This is a genomic window from Falsochrobactrum tianjinense (assembly GCF_019100495.1).
In the GTDB taxonomy this organism is placed as follows: Bacteria; Pseudomonadota; Alphaproteobacteria; order Rhizobiales; family Rhizobiaceae; genus Brucella; species Brucella tianjinense.
The window spans coordinates 234,964-253,938 of sequence record NZ_JAHRVA010000002.1 but is presented as its reverse complement, the minus strand read 5'-3'; the positions used below and the strand labels follow the sequence as shown (position 1 = coordinate 253,938).

The window sequence follows — 18,975 nt, the reverse complement described above, 5'->3', positions numbered from 1 at the left end:
TTTTCCTTATCATTAGTTTTCCCCTTTGGGTTCGATTGAACTTATGTCTCAGCCGCCTGTCGCCACGAAATGGCCGGAGACGATCTCGCGATGATTATAAATGATCGGTTCATCCTCAATCCGGCGCGTGGTGCTCGGAATTTCGCCTTCCAGCATCGGGCGCGCAGCGCGCGCCGAAGGATCGGCAACGGGCACCGCGGAGAGAAGCCGCTTCGTATAGGGATGCGATGGAGTTTCGAATACCTGGGCACGCGAGCCCAGTTCCATGATCTGTCCCAGATAGAGAACGGCCACGCGATGGCTCATTTTCTCAACGACTGCCATATCATGGCTGATAAAGAGATAGGCCAGTTCATGCTCTTTCTGAAGATCCATGAACAGGTTGATGACCTGCGCCTGAATGGAAACATCCAGCGCCGACAATGCTTCATCGGCAATGATGAGCTTCGGCTTTGACGCCAGTGCGCGGGCGATGCAGACGCGCTGGCGCTGGCCGCCGGAAAACTCATGCGGATAGCGCCCGGCATGTTCCGGCCCCAGACCGACGCGTTCGAGCAATTCGGCAACGCGGGCATTGATCGCCTTGTCGCTATCGAGAAGCCCATGGGTGCGGATAGGCTCGGCAATGGAAAAGCCGACCGTCTTGCGTGGGTCGAGCGAGGCGAACGGGTCCTGAAAGATATATTGCACTTCGCGGCGCATGGCATAGCGTTCGGCCGAACTCATCTGCGAATAGGCTTTCCCATTGAAGCGGATGTCGCCTGCAAGCGGATCCTGCAATTGCTGGATCGTGCGCCCGATGGTCGATTTTCCCGAGCCGGACTCACCAACAAGCGCCAGCGTCTCGCCCGGATAAATATCGAAGGCCACTTTGGAGACGGCATTGCAGACATGCGTCGTCCTGCCGAAAATATTCTTCCTGATCGGGAAACGAACATAAAGGTCATCCACGGCCAGCACCGGTTTGATCCCATAACGCGCCGTGTCCTGAATACGCTCTTCGCCGGAAAGAACCGGAACGCCGTCACGCATGACCATCACCGGCATACGCTTGGGATAGGCCTGTCCCGTCATGCTGCCCAGCTTCGGCACAGCCGAAAGAAGCGTCTGCGTATAGGGATGCTGAGGAGCTTCGAAGATGCGTCCGACCGGACCTTCCTCGACCTTCCTGCCCTTCCACATCACGACAACATCATCAGCCATCTCTGCCACCACACCCATATCGTGGGTGATAAAAATAACTGCCATTTCAAGCTCTTGCTGCAAATCCTTGATAATATGCAGTATCTGGGCCTGAATGGTTACGTCGAGCGCCGTGGTCGGCTCGTCCGCGATCAGCAGCTTGGGGCGGCAGGCCAGCGCCATGGCGATCATTACGCGCTGGCGCATGCCGCCGGAAAGCTGGTGCGGATAGCGCTTGAGCAGCCCTTCGGCATCCGGCAGGCGTACCATTTCGAGAAGGCGTTTGCCTTCCGCAAGGGCCGCGCGCTTGGTCATACCCTCATGCAGCATCAGCACTTCCGCAATCTGGTTGCCGATGGTGAATACCGGATTGAGCGATGTCATCGGCTCCTGGAAGATCATTGCGATCTCCTTGCCGCGAATGCTGCGCATAGTGTTTTGGTCGGCTTTCAGAAGATCGCGCTCACCGCTGGGGCCGCCAAACAGAATGCGTCCGGCTGGGAACTTCGCGCCGCTCATATCGGCAAGCCGCATGATGGAAAGCGAGGTGATCGACTTGCCAGACCCCGATTCACCGACAACCGCCAAAGTGCGGCCGGGGGCAACAGAAAAACTCAGATCGTCAACCACGCGACTGGCGCCGAATTCGACGCTCAGTCCATCAACGGTCAAAAGAGGCTTCGACACAGCTTCGCTCAACTCGGCTCCATTCAATTTTAAAATTCTATAACGTAATGGCAGACCGCGTGGCCTGATTGAATGCACCGGACATGAAACGCAAAAGAGCTGCGACTTCTGAAAGCGTTTCTTCGGAAGGCCGTGCATTGGCAGTGGAATCGACCAGCAAACGTTCGCGGATTTGACCATAACGCGTACAGGCTTCCGCACCCTTTGCAGTGATTTTCACCGTCTTTTCCTTCGCCGCCTTGCCCGTTGTCAGCAAGCCCGCCTTTTCAAGCTTGCGAATGGCATAGGTGGCAATATGCGTATCTTCGATATCTAATACGAGACAGATATCTGCAAGCTTTTTCTCACGTCCACGGTGCCGGATGGAATGCAGAATCAACACTTCTACAGGCGAAAGCCCCGGCACGCCCGCCGCTGCCATACAGCGCACCATCCAGCGCGAAAACGCGTGCGAGGCGAGAATGAGGCCATATTCGATCTCAGACATGGCAGGCGAGCCGCCATCGGCAAGATGGGCGGAAGAAACAATGGGGCCGAGCGACACAACCGAACGCAGATGCTTGGGCAGCGTGACCTCATCAAAGTCCGTCCCCTGCGGCTCTGCTGATGATTGCACCATTTTTTCTGCCTTTCTCATATTCCCCATTCTTGCTGCACCTGTAATTTTGTGTATTTTATGTCACCATCTTATCGACATTTTGTCAATAAAGTGGGACCATTAAATTCTGAAAAGTTCTCAGAAGACACCATCTGTTTTATATCAGGAGCCAGGAATGAGCGAAACGGCAAGGAGAGTATGGGACTTCTGGATCGATCGCGGCGGCACATTTACCGACGTTATCGGACGCGATCCAGAGGGCAATCTCCATGCGCGCAAGGTTCTCTCGGAAAACCCGTCAGCCTACAAGGATGCCGCCGTTCACGGCATCCGTTTGCACCTTGGCCTGAAATCCGGCGAGCCGGTTCCGGCCGGGCTGATCGGTGAAGTGCGCATGGGCACGACAGTTGCCACGAATGCACTTCTGGAGCGCAAGGGCGAGCGGCTGGCACTTGTCACCACCAAGGGTTTCCGCGACGCCCTGCGCATCGGCTATCAGGAACGCAAGCATATTTTTGCGACCGAAATCATCAAGCCTGAAGCACTTTATGACAGTGTGACAGAAATCGACGAACGTATCCGCGCCGATGGCACGGTGGAAAAACCCCTCGACCCCGGCGAAGCTAAATCAGCGCTCCGCGCTCTCAGGGAAGAGGGCTATACTGCAGTCGCCATCGCCCTCATGCATGCTTACAAGTTTCCAGCGCATGAGGCTGAAATCGCTCACATAGCCCGCGATATAGGCTTCGAGCAGGTCTCCGTCAGCCATGAGGTTTCCCCGCTCATCAAGCTGGTTGGGCGCGGTGATACGACGGTTGTCGATGCCTATCTGTCGCCAGTCCTGCGCCGTTATGTGGCGCAGGTTTCCAATGAACTCGACGTTGAACGCACCGGCGCGCGCGTCATGTTCATGATGTCGTCAGGCGGCCTGACCGCTGCCGATCTGTTTCAGGGCAAGGATGCGATTCTCTCCGGCCCGGCAGGCGGCGTTGTCGGCCTTGCACGCACCGGCGAGACAGCTGGTTTCGGACAGGTCATCGGCTTCGACATGGGCGGCACCTCCACCGACGTCGCCCATTTCGATGGAGAATATGAGCGCGCTTTCGAGACGGAAGTGGCCGGCGTGCGCGTCCGTGCGCCCATGATGCTCATCCATACGGTTGCCGCAGGCGGTGGCTCGATCCTGCATTACGATGCCGGACGGTTCCGGGTTGGTCCCGATTCGGCAGGCGCCAATCCCGGCCCGGCCTGCTATCGCAATGGCGGACCGCTTGCCGTCACCGATGCCAATGTCATGCTTGGCAAGCTGGTGGCCGATTATTTCCCGGCGATCTTCGGTCCTGAACAGAACCAGCCGCTCGATGTCGAGCGCGTGCGCGAACTCTTCACCGGACTTGCCGGTGAAATCGGTGACGGACGATCGCCGGAGGCCGTCGCAGACGGCTTCATCCGCATTGCTGTGGCCAATATGGTCGAGGCGATCAAAAAAATCTCGGTGCAGCGCGGCTATGACGTCACGCGCTATGCGCTCAACTGTTTCGGCGGCGCGGGCGGACAGCATGCCTGCCTCGTGGCCGACGCGCTCGGCATGAAAAATATTCTCCTCCATCCCATGTCGGGCCTGCTTTCCGCTTATGGGATGGGTCTGGCCGATATTCGCGCCACCCGCCAGAAAGCTCTGGGCGTCACCCTCGATGCCGCCGCTCCCGCTGCTCTGAAGGAACTTGGCGAAGAACTGGCAACCGAATGCATGGCAGAACTCACCGCGCAGGGCATCGATACCAATGTGATCCATCAATATTTGCGTGCGCATATCCGCTATGCCGGTACTGATACGGTTCTTTCCATCGAGGCGACCTTCCCGGATGAAGACAATGCCGAGCGCCTTCGTGCCGAGTTTGAAGCAGCCCACAAGCGCCGCTTCGGCTTCATTGCCGAAAACAAGGCACTGGTGATTGATGCTGTGGAAGTCGAGGCTGTCGGCGGCGGCGCTGGCGAAACCGAGAGCGCCCAATCGATGGAAAACGACAAGGAAGCACAGGCTGACAAGCGTGCGCGTTTCTTCTCGCAGGGCGAGTTCCACGATGCGGCTGTCGTCATGCGCGAGCAGATTAAGCGCGGCCAGACCGTAACCGGCCCCGCGATTATCATCGAAGAAAACCAGACCATCGTGATCGAAGATGGCTGGCAGGCACGCCTGACCGCGCACGACCATATTGTGCTGACGCGTATCAAGGCTCTGCCCGCACGTACGGCCATCGGCACGGAAGCCGATCCGGTCATGCTGGAGATTTTCAACAATCTCTTCATGTCCATTGCCGAGCAGATGGGCGTAACGCTTCAGAACACTGCCTATTCGGTCAATATCAAGGAGCGTCTGGATTTCTCCTGTGCGGTCTTCGATGCGCAGGGAAATCTGGTGGCCAATGCCCCGCATATGCCGGTGCATCTGGGCTCGATGGATGCCTCTGTCGCCACTGCGATACGCGAAAATCCAGACATTCAGCCGGGCGATGTATTCCTTATCAATGCGCCTTATAATGGCGGCACCCACCTGCCCGACCTCACGGTCTGTACGCCGGTCTTCGACGATCAAAATCGCGAAATCCGCTTCTGGGTTGCAAGCCGCGGCCACCACGCCGACATTGGCGGCATAGCCCCCGGCTCCATGTCTCCGCTCGCGGTCAATATCGAGCAGGAAGGCGTCTATATCGACAATTTCAAGCTTATGGATCGCGGCACATTCCGCGAAGAGGCTCTGGGCGAGCTTCTCACTGGCGCGAAATATCCGGTCCGAAATCTCACCCAGAACGTCAACGACCTCAAGGCGCAGATCGCCGCCAATGAAAAGGGCGTTGCCGAACTGAAAAAGATGATTGTCCATTTCGGCGAAGATGTCGTGAAAGCCTATATGAGCCATGTGCAGGACAACGCCGCCGAAAGCGTGCGTCGTGTTCTCGACAAGCTGCCGGACGGCCATTTCACTTATGAAATGGATCAGGGATGCCGGATCGAGGTGCGCGTCACTATCGACAAGGCCAGACGCGAGGCGACCGTCGACTTCACCGGGACGTCCGAACAGCGCGGCGATAATTTCAACGCGCCGGAACCCGTCACCCGCGCGGCAGTCCTCTATGTCTTCCGCGTGCTGGTCGAAGGCGATATTCCGATGAATGCGGGTTGTCTGCGTCCGATCAGGATCATCGTCCCGGAAGGTTCGATGCTGTCGCCGCATTATCCCGCGGCGGTTGTCGCGGGCAATGTGGAAGTCAGCCAGGCTGTCACCAACTGCCTGTTTGGCGCAACCCGCGCCATGGCTGCGGCACAAGGCACGATGAACAATCTGACCTTCGGCAATGACGAATATCAATATTATGAAACCATCTGTTCCGGTGCGCCTGCCGGTCCGGGCTTCAACGGGGCCGATGCCGTTCACACCCATATGACCAATTCGCGCCTCACCGATCCGGAGATTCTTGAAACGCGCTTCCCGGTTCTGCTTGAAGACTTCCATATAAGGGAGGATTCGGGCGGCAAGGGAAAATGGCATGCGGGCAACGGGACCAAACGCACGATTCGCGCATTGGAACCGCTCGACTTCGCTATTCTTTCGGGGCATCGCCGCGTCGCGCCTTTCGGTCTTGAAGGCGGCGAACCGGGCCAGACCGGACGCAATGAAGTGCGCCGCAAGGATGGCTCAGTGGAAGTGCTCGGCAATTGTGACCAGACTGTTCTGGAAGCCGGAGAAGCCTTCACCGTCATCACGCCGACAGGCGGCGGATACGGCAAGCCCGAATAAACAACCAGCAAAACGCCGCCGCGAGGCGGCGTTTTCATTGCATATTCCAATATCTCAAAAGTTCCGACAATACCTCAAAAGCCTGCGCGAAATTTTATTGCAGATAAAAGATAGTTTCTAAAAAGAAATTCTCTTTCGTACTCAATCGTGGTATTTTTGAACGCTCCATTAGAATGAAATTCCTGTATTTTGCTTTCAATCGAATATTTTTACAGGTAGCCAAAATGAAACTCGTTCAAGTCCTCGCCACGGTCGGCATCCTTCAGACCGCATTTCTTTCCGCTGCGCTGGCGGGTGAAAATCTCGACGCCATCAAGGCCGCTGGCGTGCTCAAGATCGGGACGGAAGGCACCTATGCACCGTTCACCTATCATGACAAGGACAACAAGCTTGTCGGCTTCGATGTGGAAATCGGCGAAGCCGTGGCTGCTAAGCTCGGCGTGAAGCCTCAATTCGTTGAAGGCAAGTGGGACGGGCTGATCGCCGGTCTCGACTCCAAACGTTATGATGCCGTGATCAATCAGGTCGGCATCACCGAAGAACGCCAGAAAAAATTCAATTTCTCCAATCCCTATATCGTTTCCAAGGTCGTCCTTATCGTCAATGACAAGAACGACACCATCAAGAATTTCGCAGACCTCAAGGGCAAGAAGGCGGCACAGTCGCTGACGAGCAATTATGGCAAGCTAGCCAAGGAATCCGGTGCCGAACTGGTCGCCACCGATGGCTTCGACCAGTCCATCCAGCTTGTCCTGACCGGTCGTGCGGATGCGACGCTCAACGACAGCCTCTCTTATCTTGACTTCAAGAAACAGCAGCCGGACGCTCCGGTAAAAGTCGTAGCGGAAAAGGAAAATGCAGACGCATCTGGCATTATCGTGCGCAAGGGCGATGATGATCTGGTCGCAGCCCTCAACAAGGCGCTTGACGAAATCAAGACCGATGGCACCTATGACAAGATTTCGCAGAAATATTTTGGTCAGGACGTTTCCAGGTAATTTCCGATTACCGGAGAATGCGAAGCGAAGCCGGAACTCTGTTTCCGGCTTCCTTATCTTGTGGCTATATGAACTTATTTCACGCGTGTAGCTTCACGAATTTCCGAGCAAAGGAACCGGATACGTGCCCAACTGGCTTCAACTTATGGCAGAATCTCTGCCGACCCTGCTATGGGCCGGATTGATATTCACCATTCCCCTGACCATTCTGTCCTTCATCTTTGGATTGACGCTGGGTCTAATCACGGCATTGGTGCGCTTGTTCGCACCGATCTGGGTCTCGTCCATCGCCCGGTTCTATGTCTGGATTTTTCGCGGTACGCCGATGCTCGTACAGCTGTTCGTCATCTTTTACGGACTACCCAGTGCCGGCATTTATCTCGACGCATTCTCCGCTGCCGTCATTGGCTTTTCGCTGAATGTCGGCGCCTATAGTTCGGAAGTCATTCGTGCGGTCATCTCATCGGTACCCAAGGGGCAATGGGAAGCGGCTTATTCCATCGGCATGAGCTGGTCGCAGGCACTCAGGCGCACGGTTCTGCCGCAGGCCAGCCGAACCGCCGTACCGCCACTTTCAAACACGTTCATATCACTGGTGAAAGACACCTCGCTTGCAGCCGCGATCACCGTGCCGGAGCTTTTCCAGTCGGCGCAACGTATCGTGGCCACCACCTATGAACCGCTGATCCTCTATATCGAAGCAGCACTCATCTATCTGGCACTGAGCACGATCCTGTCGCAGCTTCAGGTGCGGCTGGAACGACGCTTCGGGCGCTATGGCGGAACGCTGGAGACGAACGCATGATTGAGCTTCAACATATCGTAAAGCGTTTCGATGACGCGGTGATTCTCAACGATATCAACGTCAAGATTGCCGAAGGCACTGTCACGGCGCTTGTAGGCCCTTCGGGCGGCGGCAAAAGCACGCTGCTGCGCTGCATAAACCTGCTGGAAGTGCCGACATCCGGTACGCTGGTGCTCGGCGGGCAAAGCCTGTCATTCGAGCCGGACCGCAAGCCAAGCTGGCAGGCGATCCAGTCCATTCGCCGCCAGACCGGCATGGTATTCCAGAACTTCCAGCTTTTTCCGCACCAGACAGCCATTCAGAATGTCATGGAGGGCCTTGTCACGGTTCTCAAATGGCCGAAGGAAAAGGCCACGACCCGCGCAATGGAGTTGCTGACGAAAGTCGGCATGGCGCACAAGGCGGATGCCTGGCCCTCCACGCTTTCCGGCGGGCAGCAGCAGCGCATCGCCATTGCTCGGGCGCTCGCGCCCTCTCCGCGCGTGCTTTTGTGCGACGAACCAACCTCGGCGCTGGACCCGGAACTGGCTTCGGAAGTCGTGGATGTTCTGAGCAAGCTCGCGCAAGAAGGCACCACCATGGTCATTGCCACGCATGACCTGCGCCTCGCCTCGAAGATTGCGAAGAATGTGGTCTTCCTCGAGTCTGGCAATGTGGTCGAAACCGGGTCGGCGCAGGATGTTTTCTCGCGCCCTTCCCGCGAACGGACCAAACAATTCGTGGCCACGATCAACGCCGCTCATAGTTATGATATCTGAAGCCATTGAAACAGAAAGGGGTTTGCGTTCTTAAATCATACCGAGAGCGCTTTTCGGTTCCGCAAAATTCGTCATTTGAAAACTTTCTCTCGACCTTCGCGGTCTGCCCCTTGGTAAATCTCCCAAGCGCTGTTACATTAAGGGCAACGTAAAATTAAAAGCGCCTTGCTTGCGTCCTCATCGGTTCGCGCGGCGCCATAAGGACATGAACCTTGAAAAACCCCGAGGAGCGCCACGCAGCTATGGCGCATCAAGGGGCGTCCAACGGACGGTCGGGCAAAATTCAGGCTCGGAATCCGTTCGAGAACGGCCAGCGCCAACCGCGCAAGGAAGCCGCTTCAGAAGTCGGCAATGCGCCTGACGCATCCGATTCAGGACGCCCGGAGACGGAAAGCAAGGGCTCACAAAGCCAGCGCAAGCGCGCCCGCCGCCGCCATCGCGGGAAAACGGCCCGCGCAGCGGATGGTGTTGTGCAAAAGCCAATCGTGGCAGAAGCGTCAGTCGCCGACATGAAACTGGCGGACGTGAAGCCTTCTGGAAAAATATCGAATCGCCGCCGCCGCGCCCGCAAGAAGAAACAGGCTCGCCAGCAAAATGACGCCGCCACTCTGGCGGATAATACGGCCATGCAGCAGAGCGTTGTCGCCAAACCAGACAGCCAGCACGCGCAGCCCCAGCAGAACAAGCGGATTCCTGGTTCGGCACATCCGACACGCCATGGCCATCGTGAAGTACCGCTTTATGCCGCACTCGATCTGGGCACCAATAATTGCCGTCTGCTGATTGCTACCCCGACCAGGCCGGGACAGTTTCGCGTCGTGGATGCATTCTCGCGCATCGTTCGACTTGGTGAAGGTCTGAGCGCCACGGGACGACTCAGCGATCAGGCGATGCAGCGCGCTATCGATGCGCTGAAAATCTGTGCCGATAAGCTCGTCGCGCGCAAGATCAGGCGCGCGCGGCTGATTGCGACCGAAGCCTGCCGCTCGGCCGCAAATGGCGAGGAATTTCTTACCCGCGTTCGCGAGGAAACCGGGCTTGAGCTTGAAATCGTTGACCGCCAGACCGAAGCGCGGCTTGCCGTTTCCGGTTGTGGCACGCTGGTTGCGCGCGACACGGATGCGGTGGTGCTCTTCGATATTGGCGGCGGCTCATCGGAAATTGCCTTGATCGACGTGTCTCAGCGCCGCTCCCCTCGCCTTGCCGAACATATTACGGCATGGACGTCGCTGCCCGTTGGCGTTGTTACGCTGGCAGAGCGTTTCGGCGGGCGCAATGTTACGCCGGAAAACTACGAGTCCATGGTCTGTCATGTGACCGAGTTGCTTTCAGGATTCGCCGAGCGCCATTGTCTGGGTACGCTAACCGCCGGTTCCCGCTTTCACCTGCTGGGAACATCGGGAACTGTGACGACACTTGCGGGCATTCATCTAGGGCTTGAACGTTATGATCGCCGTCGGGTTGACGGCATGTGGATGGGGTCCGACGAGGTAACGCAGATGACGACCCGTCTATTGTCCTGGGACTTTGAAGCGCGTGTCGCAAATCCCTGCATCGGTGCGGATCGTGCCGATCTGGTTCTGGCAGGCTGCGCTATTCTCGATGCCATACGTATTGTCTGGCCAAGCGAGAAACTTCTCGTTGCCGATCGCGGCTTGCGCGAGGGCATATTAACTGAACTGATGTCGCGTGACGGTGCCTGGCGGCACAATCGCGCGCAAGGTGCCAAAACTGGTGCCAAAACCGACATGAGAAACAGGCACTGACAATGAGCAAGGCAGGCGGAAACAAAGGCGGCGGACGGACGACCGGCGGTCGCGGCGGGGCTGGCAGCAGCAATCTTCATGTACGCGTGAAGAAGAAGGCCGGCACGATCAAGGAATCCTCACGCCGCTGGCTGGAGCGTCATCTGAATGATCCTTACGTGCATAAATCCAGGGCCGACGGCTATCGTTCCCGCGCAGCCTATAAGCTGGTAGAAATCAATGATCGCTATGATCTTTTGAAAAAAGGCCAGAAAATCATCGATCTGGGCGCTGCACCGGGCGGCTGGTCGCAAATCGCTGCCAAAATTGTCGGCTCCACCGACGAGAAGCCGCAGGTGGTGGGAATTGACTATCTTCATGTCGACCCCCTGCCCGGTGTCATTCTGCTGGAAATGGATTTTCTGGACGATGAAGCACCGCAAAAGCTGATGGATGCGCTTGGCGGCGACAAGCCGGATCTGGTCATTTCAGATATGGCCGCACCGACCACCGGGCATCGTCGCACCGACCATCTTCGTACGGTCTATCTATGCGAAGTTGCTGCCGATTTTGCCATTTCCGTGCTCAAACCAGGCGGGCATTTTCTCACCAAAACCTTTCAGGGCGGGGCGGAAAATGAGCTACTGGCCCTGCTGAAGCAGAAATTTCGCTCCGTTCATCACGTCAAGCCGCCAGCATCACGTGCTGAATCCGTCGAGCTTTATCTGCTCGCACGCGACTTCAAGGGTTAATCCCGCATTCAGAATCGGCGGACAGACGACGAAGATGCGTTGCTCGTCTTCACGCCAGATTACGCTCGTTCACAATTGTATAAAACCGGTTGCGCTTCCGGTAACAGCCTGTTACATTTCGTTACAGTTCTAGAACTTTGGAATCCGATGTGGAGGCGTCGCGGTTCAAGGAGGTAGAAAATGAGCGATATCACAAGAACAGCGATCATCTACGGCATGATGATCATTTCGCTGAATACCGCACTGGCAATCGGTCTTCTTGGCTTGGACTTCCTGCATTAATTGCGGCATCCACACAGTTAATTTTGCCCTCCAGGCAGCATGAAAAAGAGCGCTCCCGGTCATAGCGGGAGCACTCTTTTCTTTTCAGCAATCTGTCTCTATGCGCAGCGCTATTTCCAAGAATCGTATGCAAACCTCAGACCATCTCCCAGTTTGCAATGGAAGGTCTGTGTTTGCGCAACCGGGTCATATGTTTTAGGCGAGAGCATTTTGACAGTTATCGTCGCCATCTCATCCGGCGTCACCTCGTAACGGACGAATTCGACAGTGGGCGTATCATCGGGACGCACCGTGAAATGCGATTCGGAAAACATGATTGTTTCCTTGGGGGCCTTAACATTCATGAATGAGCCAATGACATGGCCCCCAATAATATCGGGAGATTTATGTTTATCGCCCGCTACCTGCTCGCATTTGCTGGCATATAAAAGAGATATCGTCCGGTTCCCTGCCAGCAAATGGTGTTTGAGTCGTTCAAACTGGCTCATATCTTGCGCCTGAGCCACTCCCGTTGCCCCCATAATTATCGTCATGAATGCAAGTCCAGTATCCCAGCGCATCATCCATCTCTGTTCGATTTTCATGCGCTAAAGATTAGCATTGTCCCGGCCCATTGCTATTCCAAACAATAGCCTGCAATTCGGTAGCGGGCGGGCCAAGGCTCCCTTAAAGGATGCGACCCTGGCTCTGCGGATCGAAGAAAACCGACTTGTCCAGGTTGAAAGCCAGCCGGGCAGCATGGCCAGCGGTGATGCGGGCATCCGCTCTCAGGCGGGCAACCACATGCTTTCCGCCAAGGCGAGTTACTGCAAATGTATCCGAACCCGCAGGCTCGACAACATCGATCATACAGTCGCCTTCCACCACGGAACTCGCATTGCGGTCGGCTCCGTCCGGATCAGTCAGCGCCTCTGGCCGGATTCCGAAAATAACCTGCTGGCCCACATAATCAGAAAGTCCCGCCGGTGCCGATTTGAAAGGCAGCTTCAGCGGCTCGCTCTCGCCCCGGTCGAGGACGATCGCCACATCTGACCCATTTTTCTCAACGCCAGCATTGAGCAGGTTCATCGCGGGCGAACCCATGAAATCGGCCACGAATATATTTGCCGGATTGTTGTAGATTTCGGCAGGCGTGCCGAACTGCTGCAAGATACCGTCTTTGAGAACCGCGATCTTGGTGGCCAGCGTCATCGCCTCGATCTGGTCGTGCGTCACATAGACGATGGTGGTCTGCATACGGTTATGCAGACGCTTGATTTCGGTGCGCATATCGACACGCAGCTTGGCATCGAGGTTTGAAAGCGGCTCATCAAAAAGAAAGACTTGCGGATTGCGCACCAACGCACGTCCCATGGCGACACGCTGGCGCTGCCCGCCCGAAAGCTGGCTCGGCTTGCGGTCCAGAAGATGCCCGATCTGGAGCATATCGGCCACTTCATGAATGGCCTTTTCGCGCTCGGCTTTCGGAACTTTGCGGATTTCCATGCCGAAAGCGATATTCCCGGCCACCGTCATATTGGGATAAAGCGCGTAGGACTGAAACACCATTGCGATGTCGCGCTGCGAAGGATGCAGGCTGGCGACCGATTTACCCTTGATGGCGATATCGCCGGAAGTGATCGGCTCCAGCCCGGCAATCGTATTGAGAAGCGTGGATTTGCCGCAACCGGACGGGCCGACGAGAACCAGAAAGCCCCCCTCTTCGATTTCAAGATTGATGTCCTTGAGAACCGAAACGCTGCCGTAGGACTTGTAAAGGTCGGTGATTTTCAGAAATGACATTTTAAATTTATCCCTTGACGGCACCCGACATCAGACCGCGCACAAAGTAGCGCCCGGAAACGATATAGACGATCAATGTTGGCAAGGCGGCCAGAATGGCGCCCGCAAAATGGACGTTATATTCCTTGACGCCGGTGGAGGAGGAAACGAGATTGTTGAGTGCGACCGTCATCGGCGTCGAATGTGCGCCGGAGAAGGAAGCACCGAACAGGAAATCATTCCAGATATTGGTGAACTGCCAGATCACCGACACGACGATGATCGGGCCGGAGGACGGCAGAAGAATACGCCAGAATATCTGGAAGAAACCTGCGCCGTCGATCTGGGCCGCCCGCACCAGTTCAGTCGGAAAAGCCTCGTAATAATTGCGGAAATACAAAGTCGTAAAGCCGATACCGTAAACCACATGAACGAGGATCAGACCCCAGATCGTTCCCGCAATTCCCAGAAAGCCCAACACGCGCGCCATGGGGATCAGCACGATCTGGAAGGGAATAAAACACGAAAGCAGCAGCAGACCGAAAAAGATGTTAGAACCGCGAAAGCGCCACTTGGTCAGCACATAGCCGTTCAGCGCGCCGAGGATCGTGGAAATCGCAACAGCCGGAACGACCATCAGGATGGAGTTGATGAAGAACGGCTTGAGGCCGGTTGGCTGCACGCCGATCTGCGCGGTTGACCACGCCGAAAGCCAGGGCGCAATCGTCCATTGTTGCGGCAGGTTGAGCATACCGCCCTGCCGTATCTCTTCAAGCGGCTTGAACGAATTCACCGCCATCACATAGAGCGGCAGCAGGTAGTAGAATGCAAACAGTAGCAGCGCCGAATAGATCAAGGCACGGGTAAGCTTGCCGCTATTGATGGCGTTCTCCTGGGTCTGGGCACTCATGAGCGTGGCCCTCCGCGAAGTTCGGAATAGAGATAGGGAACGATGATCGAGAAAATCATCGCCAGCATGATTATGGCCGATGATGCACCAATGCCCATCTGGTTACGGGTGAATGTATAGGAATACATGAAGGTCGCAGGCAATTCCGTCGCCTGTCCCGGCCCGCCGCCGGTCAGGGCGATGACAAGATCGTAAGCCTTGATCGCAAGATGCGCGAGCACCACGAAGGCCGACAGGAAAACCGGGCGCATCAGGGGGATGACGATGCGGCGATAGATGGTCGCGGTCGATGCGCCATCAATCTGGGCTGCCTTGATAATCTCGTTATCGACGCCACGCAGGCCCGCGAGGAACATGGCCATCACGAAACCGGACGACTGCCAGACGGCGGCGATCACGAGGCAATAGATTGCCATCGTGTTGCTCTTGATCCAGTTGAAAGTGAAGCCTTCCCATCCCCACACATGCATGGTGTGTTCAAGCCCGATGCCTGGATCAAGAAACCACTTCCATGCCGTACCTGTAACGATGAAGGACAACGCCATCGGATAGAGATAGATGGGACGCAATATGCCCTCACCACGGATTTTCTGGTCAAGCAGGATCGCCAGAAACAGGCCGATAACCGAACAGACGATGATGTAAAGCGACGCAAAAATGGCAAGATTGGTGATCGCGCGCCACCAATGCGGCAAGGCCCAGAGCTTTTCGTAATTCGTCAGGCCAACGAAGCCGTAGGACGGCAACATGCGACTATTGGTGAGAGAAAGAACGCCCGTATAGATAATAAACCCATATACGAAGACGAGCACGATCAGAAAACTCGGCCCCAGAACCAGCTTGGGCACCAGTTCCTGTAGTCGGCTGTTACGATGCATAATTTGCGCCACCCTGTTTACGCCACCAGTTCCGCGCCCCCAGAGTTTTCGGGGCGGATATTTTGGCAATTGTTTCGGCGGTATTCATGTCGTGCCGAATGGACTCGGCCACATGGTGCCTGTTTCCGATGAGCCTTTGACGCTTGCCCAATGGATGAGTTGCAAGCTGCATACCGCAATGAATATTACATGTTGGCGATAATTCGCCTTTATTTTCAATTCCCTGCCGCGCATTCTGAATGCATGGAGGGAAGAGCGTCCGGGAAATCCCGAACGCTCAATATCTTTATTGTGCAGCTGCGACAGCGGAAACCAGTTCCTTGACGGCATCTTCCGAAGAAAGCTGGCCGTTGAATTGACGTGTCACGACGTCATAAATCGCATTTTTGACAGATGCCGGATTGGCATAACCATGCGCCATGGAGCCGAGCATCGTGCCTTTTTCGTTCGCTTCCTTGACGTCCGCGATAGCCTTCTTGCCGCAAGCATCGAAATCGGTGTCCGGCACGTCCGTGCGCGCGGGAGCCGATCCCTTGACTACGTTGAAAGCGGACTGGAATGTCGGGCTTTCAATGGCCGAGGCCATTTCAAGCTGTGCGGGAAGCTTGTCCTCGGAAACCTTGAACATCGCAAACACGTCCGAGTTGAAGGTCACAGCGCCCTGGGTGCCGGGATAGCGCATGCAGACGAAATCCTCGCCCGGCTTCTCGCCAGCCTTCAGGAATTCGCCCTTCGCCCAGTCGCCCATGAACTGAACGCCAGCCTTGTCTTCGATGACCATGGCCGACGCCAGATTCCAGTCCCGACCGGAGAAATTGTCATCAACATAGGAGCGCAGCTTGGTCATGCGATCAAAAGCCTCCTTCATCGTGTCGCTACCCAGAGTTTCCGGATCGAGATCGATAAAGGCCTTCTTGTAGAAATCCGTGCCGAAGGAAAGGACGACTGCATCAAAAATCGTTGCATCCTGCCAGGGCTGGCCGCCATGCGCGATCGGCGTGATGCCCTGCTCTTTGAAATTATCGAGCATGGCGATCAGCTCGTCCCAGTTGGTGGGCTCTTTGCCGCCCGCCTTGTCAAGCGCTGCCTTGTTGATCCACATCCAGTTGGTGGTATGAATATTCACAGGAGCAGCGATCCAGTGGCCATCATATTTGGCAAACTCTTGCAAGGGACCAGGAATTACCTTGTCCCAGCCTTCCTTGTTGGCCACTTCATCGAGATTGCCGAGCACACCCTGCTCCGCCCAATCGCGAATATCGAAACCGAGCATCTGCACGGCGGTTGGCGCATTGCCAGCAGTGACGCGGGCGCGAAGCACTGTCATGGCTTCCGTACCGCCGCCGCCTGCAACCGGCATGTCGGTCCAGCTGATGCCTTTTGATTCGAGGTCTTTCTTCAGGACATCGAGTGCCGCAGCCTCGCCGCCGGAAGTCCACCAATGCAGAACCTCGACATTCTGGTTTTCCTGCGCGTTCGCAACAGGCGCCATTACGGCAAGCATGGCACAGGCAGCAGTACCCATTGCCGCCATTTTGAAAAACTTATGCATGTCTACCTCCCATAGAACCAAACAAAACTAAATATGATTGGGTGCCTTGATAGCGGCTGGTCGCCGCAAATTCCGGCCTGCCCAAAAAAATTCATCTGCGCTTTCACGCCCGGACCGGAGCAACGGCGTCGCCGCCCAAATCCACTATATTCCTCGCCGCACTCGCTTGCTAAAGCTTCTGCTCCTGCGGCAATCCTGTTCGCTTTCCTGAAAATCCACCCAAGCGATCTTAGTCCAAAACCTCCATCCCGCCTTAACTCTACCCCGAATTGACAGCGTTGTCTTTTGAGAGTGAAAACTACCTCAAAGGCAAGGCGTGTCCTTAGGATAGGCCTAAATATGGGATAGGTGTCAATATGGGTTGCACGAGAAAGATGAAGATATTTGCGCGGCCAGCAGAAAACACTCACTAACAATCAAATATTATCTTTTAAAATCATTATATTAAAGCATATACTGTATTTAAAATGGCAAGGCCTGATGCTGCTTCGATTGTGCATGCCACCTCCATTACGCCCTGTTATGATTGCTTTCATCCCTTTATTTTAACTGGACAAATGACGCGGGAATACCTAATTTCCACGAGCTTGCACAATGGTGTGCGGGCTTGTTCTCGGGGCGGGGTGAAACTCCCCACCGGCGGTATGAAGAGTGATCTTCGAGCCCGCGAGCGCCTGAACAGAGAGGTCGATTCGCCTCTTTATTTCAGGGTCAGCAGATCCGGTGAGATACCGGGGCCGACGGTTAAAGTCCGGATGGAAGAGAGCGAATGAACATATGGCTGCGTATCAAGCACTGCCTGACGTTCTTTTGTGCGCCCTGATTCTAGTTTCGTGAGGAATCTATGAACCAGAGCTATCCGAACAAGACATCCTTCAAAATTGCATTTATTCAGGCTCGCTGGCATGCGGATATTGTCGATGAAGCGCGCAAGAGCTTTATTGCCGAACTTGACGTGCAGACAGGCAGCAATGTGGAAGTCGAGGTTTTCGACGTGCCCGGCGCTTATGAAATTCCACTACATGCCAAGACGCTTGCAAAAACGGGCCAGTATGCGGTCATCGTCGGTGCAGGCTTTGTGATCGATGGGGGCATTTATCGCCATGACTTCGTAGCGACGGCCGTCATCAGCGGCATGATGCAGGTCCAGCTTGAAACCGAAATTCCGGTACTAAGCGTCGTGCTGACCCCGCATCATTTCCACGACTGCAAGGAGCATCACGACTTCTTTTTCGCTCATTTCAAGGTCAAGGGCGTGGAAGCGGCCCATGCGGCGCTGCAAATCGTCAGTGAGCGCAGCCGTATCGCAGCGACGGTGTAAGCAGACGAGCCGGGCTTGCTTTCAGGAAGCCCGGTCGTTTTCCATGATCCGCTCAGGATGCGTATAAATATTGAACTCATCACCGCGCACGAGCGCCACAAGCGTCAGATTTGCTTCTTCCGCCGTGCGGATGGCGAGCGCGGTCGGGGCGGAAATAGCCGCCAATACCGGCACCCCCAGAATCACCGCCTTTTGCACCATTTCAACGGATACGCGGCTGGTGATTGTAACCAGGCCGTCTTCTGCCGACATATCGGCGCGCGCGAGCGCTCCGATAAGCTTGTCAAGCGCATTGTGCCGCCCGACATCTTCGCGAGCGGCAAAAAGCCCCTCACCAGATACATAGAACCCGGCCCCGTGGACCGCGCGCGTCTGCGAGTTTAACTGCTGCGCTTTGCCAAGCGCATCCATAGCCGCAACAATTGAGCGTGCATCGAAGCTGACAGCATCCATTGCCAAAGCTGTAAGGGGGCGCAATGCCTGATCTATCGAATCTATACCACACAAGCCACACCCCACCGGCCCGGCCATGAACCTGCGTCGCGCCGCCAACCTCTCATTGGGCTGCTCCGCAAGCCGGATCTGCACGTCGATACCTTTTTCATAAGCCTCGATATTAAGCTCTTCAATTTCGGAAACATTGGTAATAATGCCTTCCGTGAGACTGAAACCGACGCCGAAATCTTCCAGATCGGCAGGGGTGGCCATCATGACTGCATGCGTGGTGCCATTATAACTCATGGCCACGGCCACTTCTTCGGGCACATTTCGCTGATCATCCTGAAAACCGGCCCCGCGGTGTACCAGATGCGGCGCAACCCGGCTGGTTTTTTGCATCACCATACTTTTCCTCTGCCCGTCATGACGGCCTCCAGCATTCATCGGGTCAGTTTCATGTGGCATGAAAAGCTGTTTTATGTAAGGTGCCTGTGAATAGAATAAAGCGC

15 protein-coding genes and 1 riboswitch are annotated in these 18,975 nt (G+C 55.7%); of the genes, 7 read left to right on the top strand and 8 right to left on the bottom strand.

The features are described 5' to 3' along the window. Positions 1-48 precede the first annotated feature (48 nt). Together KUG47_RS06785 and KUG47_RS06780 are read right to left on the bottom strand one after the other, a co-directional pair. Positions 49-1,896 carry an ABC transporter ATP-binding protein gene (locus KUG47_RS06785; protein ID WP_217677191.1) on the bottom strand — a complete coding sequence of 616 codons (1,848 nt, stop codon included), beginning with the start codon at positions 1,894-1,896 and terminating at the stop codon, positions 49-51. 10 nt (positions 1,897-1,906) lie between these two features. Next, a complete protein-coding gene (locus KUG47_RS06780; protein WP_422718062.1) occupies positions 1,907-2,515 on the bottom strand; it encodes a winged helix DNA-binding protein in 609 nt (202 codons plus the stop codon). A gap of 127 nt (positions 2,516-2,642) precedes the next feature. On the opposite strand from KUG47_RS06780, the gene KUG47_RS06775 reads away from it, so the two are divergent. From KUG47_RS06775 to KUG47_RS06750, 6 genes are all read left to right on the top strand, one after another. Further along, positions 2,643-6,266 carry a hydantoinase B/oxoprolinase family protein gene (locus KUG47_RS06775; RefSeq protein ID WP_217677189.1) on the top strand — a complete coding sequence of 1,208 codons (3,624 nt, stop codon included), beginning with the start codon at positions 2,643-2,645 and terminating at the stop codon, positions 6,264-6,266. A 224-nt stretch (positions 6,267-6,490) separates the two neighbouring features. Next, complete coding sequence (locus KUG47_RS06770; protein WP_217677188.1) at positions 6,491-7,264, top strand: amino acid ABC transporter substrate-binding protein; 774 nt, start codon at positions 6,491-6,493, stop codon at positions 7,262-7,264. Between the two features lie 124 nt (positions 7,265-7,388). After that, complete coding sequence (locus tag KUG47_RS06765) at positions 7,389-8,069, top strand: amino acid ABC transporter permease (protein WP_217677187.1); 681 nt, start codon at positions 7,389-7,391, stop codon at positions 8,067-8,069. Continuing rightward, positions 8,066-8,827 carry an amino acid ABC transporter ATP-binding protein gene (locus tag KUG47_RS06760; RefSeq protein WP_217677186.1) on the top strand — a complete coding sequence of 254 codons (762 nt, stop codon included), beginning with the start codon at positions 8,066-8,068 and terminating at the stop codon, positions 8,825-8,827. Before KUG47_RS06765 ends, KUG47_RS06760 begins: the two co-directional genes overlap by 4 nt. 212 nt (positions 8,828-9,039) lie before the next feature. Then, positions 9,040-10,593: a Ppx/GppA phosphatase family protein gene (locus tag KUG47_RS06755; RefSeq protein WP_254799345.1), complete on the top strand. Its 1,554-nt coding sequence runs from the start codon at positions 9,040-9,042 to the stop codon at positions 10,591-10,593. Positions 10,594-10,595: 2 nt separating this feature from the next. Further along, complete coding sequence (locus KUG47_RS06750) at positions 10,596-11,324, top strand: RlmE family RNA methyltransferase (RefSeq protein ID WP_217677185.1); 729 nt, start codon at positions 10,596-10,598, stop codon at positions 11,322-11,324. A 392-nt stretch (positions 11,325-11,716) separates the two neighbouring features. On the opposite strand, the gene KUG47_RS06745 is transcribed toward KUG47_RS06750, so the two are convergent. The 5 genes from KUG47_RS06745 to KUG47_RS06725 form a co-directional block, all read right to left on the bottom strand. Beyond that, entirely contained in the window at positions 11,717-12,190 is a 474-nt protein-coding gene (locus tag KUG47_RS06745) for a VirK family protein (protein ID WP_217677184.1), read from the bottom strand. An 82-nt stretch (positions 12,191-12,272) separates the two neighbouring features. Then, on the bottom strand, positions 12,273-13,388 hold the full coding sequence (locus KUG47_RS06740) for an ABC transporter ATP-binding protein (protein ID WP_217677183.1): 1,116 nt from the start codon (positions 13,386-13,388) through the stop codon (positions 12,273-12,275). A 7-nt stretch (positions 13,389-13,395) separates the two neighbouring features. Next, on the bottom strand, positions 13,396-14,277 hold the full coding sequence (locus KUG47_RS06735; protein ID WP_217677182.1) for a carbohydrate ABC transporter permease: 882 nt from the start codon (positions 14,275-14,277) through the stop codon (positions 13,396-13,398). Then, positions 14,274-15,155, bottom strand: coding sequence for a carbohydrate ABC transporter permease (locus tag KUG47_RS06730; RefSeq protein ID WP_217677181.1), 882 nt, complete (start codon positions 15,153-15,155; stop codon positions 14,274-14,276). Before KUG47_RS06730 ends, KUG47_RS06735 begins: the two co-directional genes overlap by 4 nt. A gap of 286 nt (positions 15,156-15,441) precedes the next feature. After that, positions 15,442-16,707 (bottom strand): ABC transporter substrate-binding protein, encoded by a 1,266-nt coding sequence (locus KUG47_RS06725; RefSeq protein ID WP_217677180.1) that lies wholly within the window; start codon positions 16,705-16,707, stop codon positions 15,442-15,444. A gap of 605 nt (positions 16,708-17,312) precedes the next feature. Beyond that, positions 17,313-17,478: riboswitch (FMN riboswitch) on the top strand. A gap of 73 nt (positions 17,479-17,551) precedes the next feature. Here KUG47_RS06725 and KUG47_RS06720 point away from each other — a divergent pair. Further along, positions 17,552-18,028, top strand: coding sequence for a 6,7-dimethyl-8-ribityllumazine synthase (locus KUG47_RS06720; protein ID WP_217677179.1), 477 nt, complete (start codon positions 17,552-17,554; stop codon positions 18,026-18,028). Positions 18,029-18,049: 21 nt separating this feature from the next. Here KUG47_RS06720 and fdhD read toward each other — a convergent pair whose 3' ends face one another. After that, positions 18,050-18,871 (bottom strand): formate dehydrogenase accessory sulfurtransferase FdhD, encoded by an 822-nt coding sequence (fdhD, locus tag KUG47_RS06715; RefSeq protein ID WP_217677178.1) that lies wholly within the window; start codon positions 18,869-18,871, stop codon positions 18,050-18,052. Positions 18,872-18,975: the final 104 nt, after the last annotated feature.

What these genes read in the sequence shown, in the direction of transcription:
- KUG47_RS06780 (WP_422718062.1), bottom strand. Translation starts at nt 2,515, where the DNA reads ATGGGGAATATGAGAAAGGCAGAAAAAATGGTGCAATCATCAGCAGAG.
- KUG47_RS06775 (WP_217677189.1), top strand. Translation starts at nt 2,643, where the DNA reads ATGAGCGAAACGGCAAGGAGAGTATGGGACTTCTGGATCGATCGCGGC.
- KUG47_RS06770 (WP_217677188.1), top strand. Translation starts at nt 6,491, where the DNA reads ATGAAACTCGTTCAAGTCCTCGCCACGGTCGGCATCCTTCAGACCGCA.
- KUG47_RS06760 (WP_217677186.1), top strand. Translation starts at nt 8,066, where the DNA reads ATGATTGAGCTTCAACATATCGTAAAGCGTTTCGATGACGCGGTGATT.
- KUG47_RS06750 (WP_217677185.1), top strand. Translation starts at nt 10,596, where the DNA reads ATGAGCAAGGCAGGCGGAAACAAAGGCGGCGGACGGACGACCGGCGGT.
- KUG47_RS06745 (WP_217677184.1), bottom strand. Translation starts at nt 12,190, where the DNA reads ATGAAAATCGAACAGAGATGGATGATGCGCTGGGATACTGGACTTGCA.
- KUG47_RS06740 (WP_217677183.1), bottom strand. Translation starts at nt 13,388, where the DNA reads ATGTCATTTCTGAAAATCACCGACCTTTACAAGTCCTACGGCAGCGTT.
- KUG47_RS06735 (WP_217677182.1), bottom strand. Translation starts at nt 14,277, where the DNA reads ATGAGTGCCCAGACCCAGGAGAACGCCATCAATAGCGGCAAGCTTACC.
- KUG47_RS06730 (WP_217677181.1), bottom strand. Translation starts at nt 15,155, where the DNA reads ATGCATCGTAACAGCCGACTACAGGAACTGGTGCCCAAGCTGGTTCTG.
- KUG47_RS06725 (WP_217677180.1), bottom strand. Translation starts at nt 16,707, where the DNA reads ATGCATAAGTTTTTCAAAATGGCGGCAATGGGTACTGCTGCCTGTGCC.
- KUG47_RS06720 (WP_217677179.1), top strand. Translation starts at nt 17,552, where the DNA reads ATGAACCAGAGCTATCCGAACAAGACATCCTTCAAAATTGCATTTATT.
- fdhD (WP_217677178.1), bottom strand. Translation starts at nt 18,871, where the DNA reads ATGGTGATGCAAAAAACCAGCCGGGTTGCGCCGCATCTGGTACACCGC.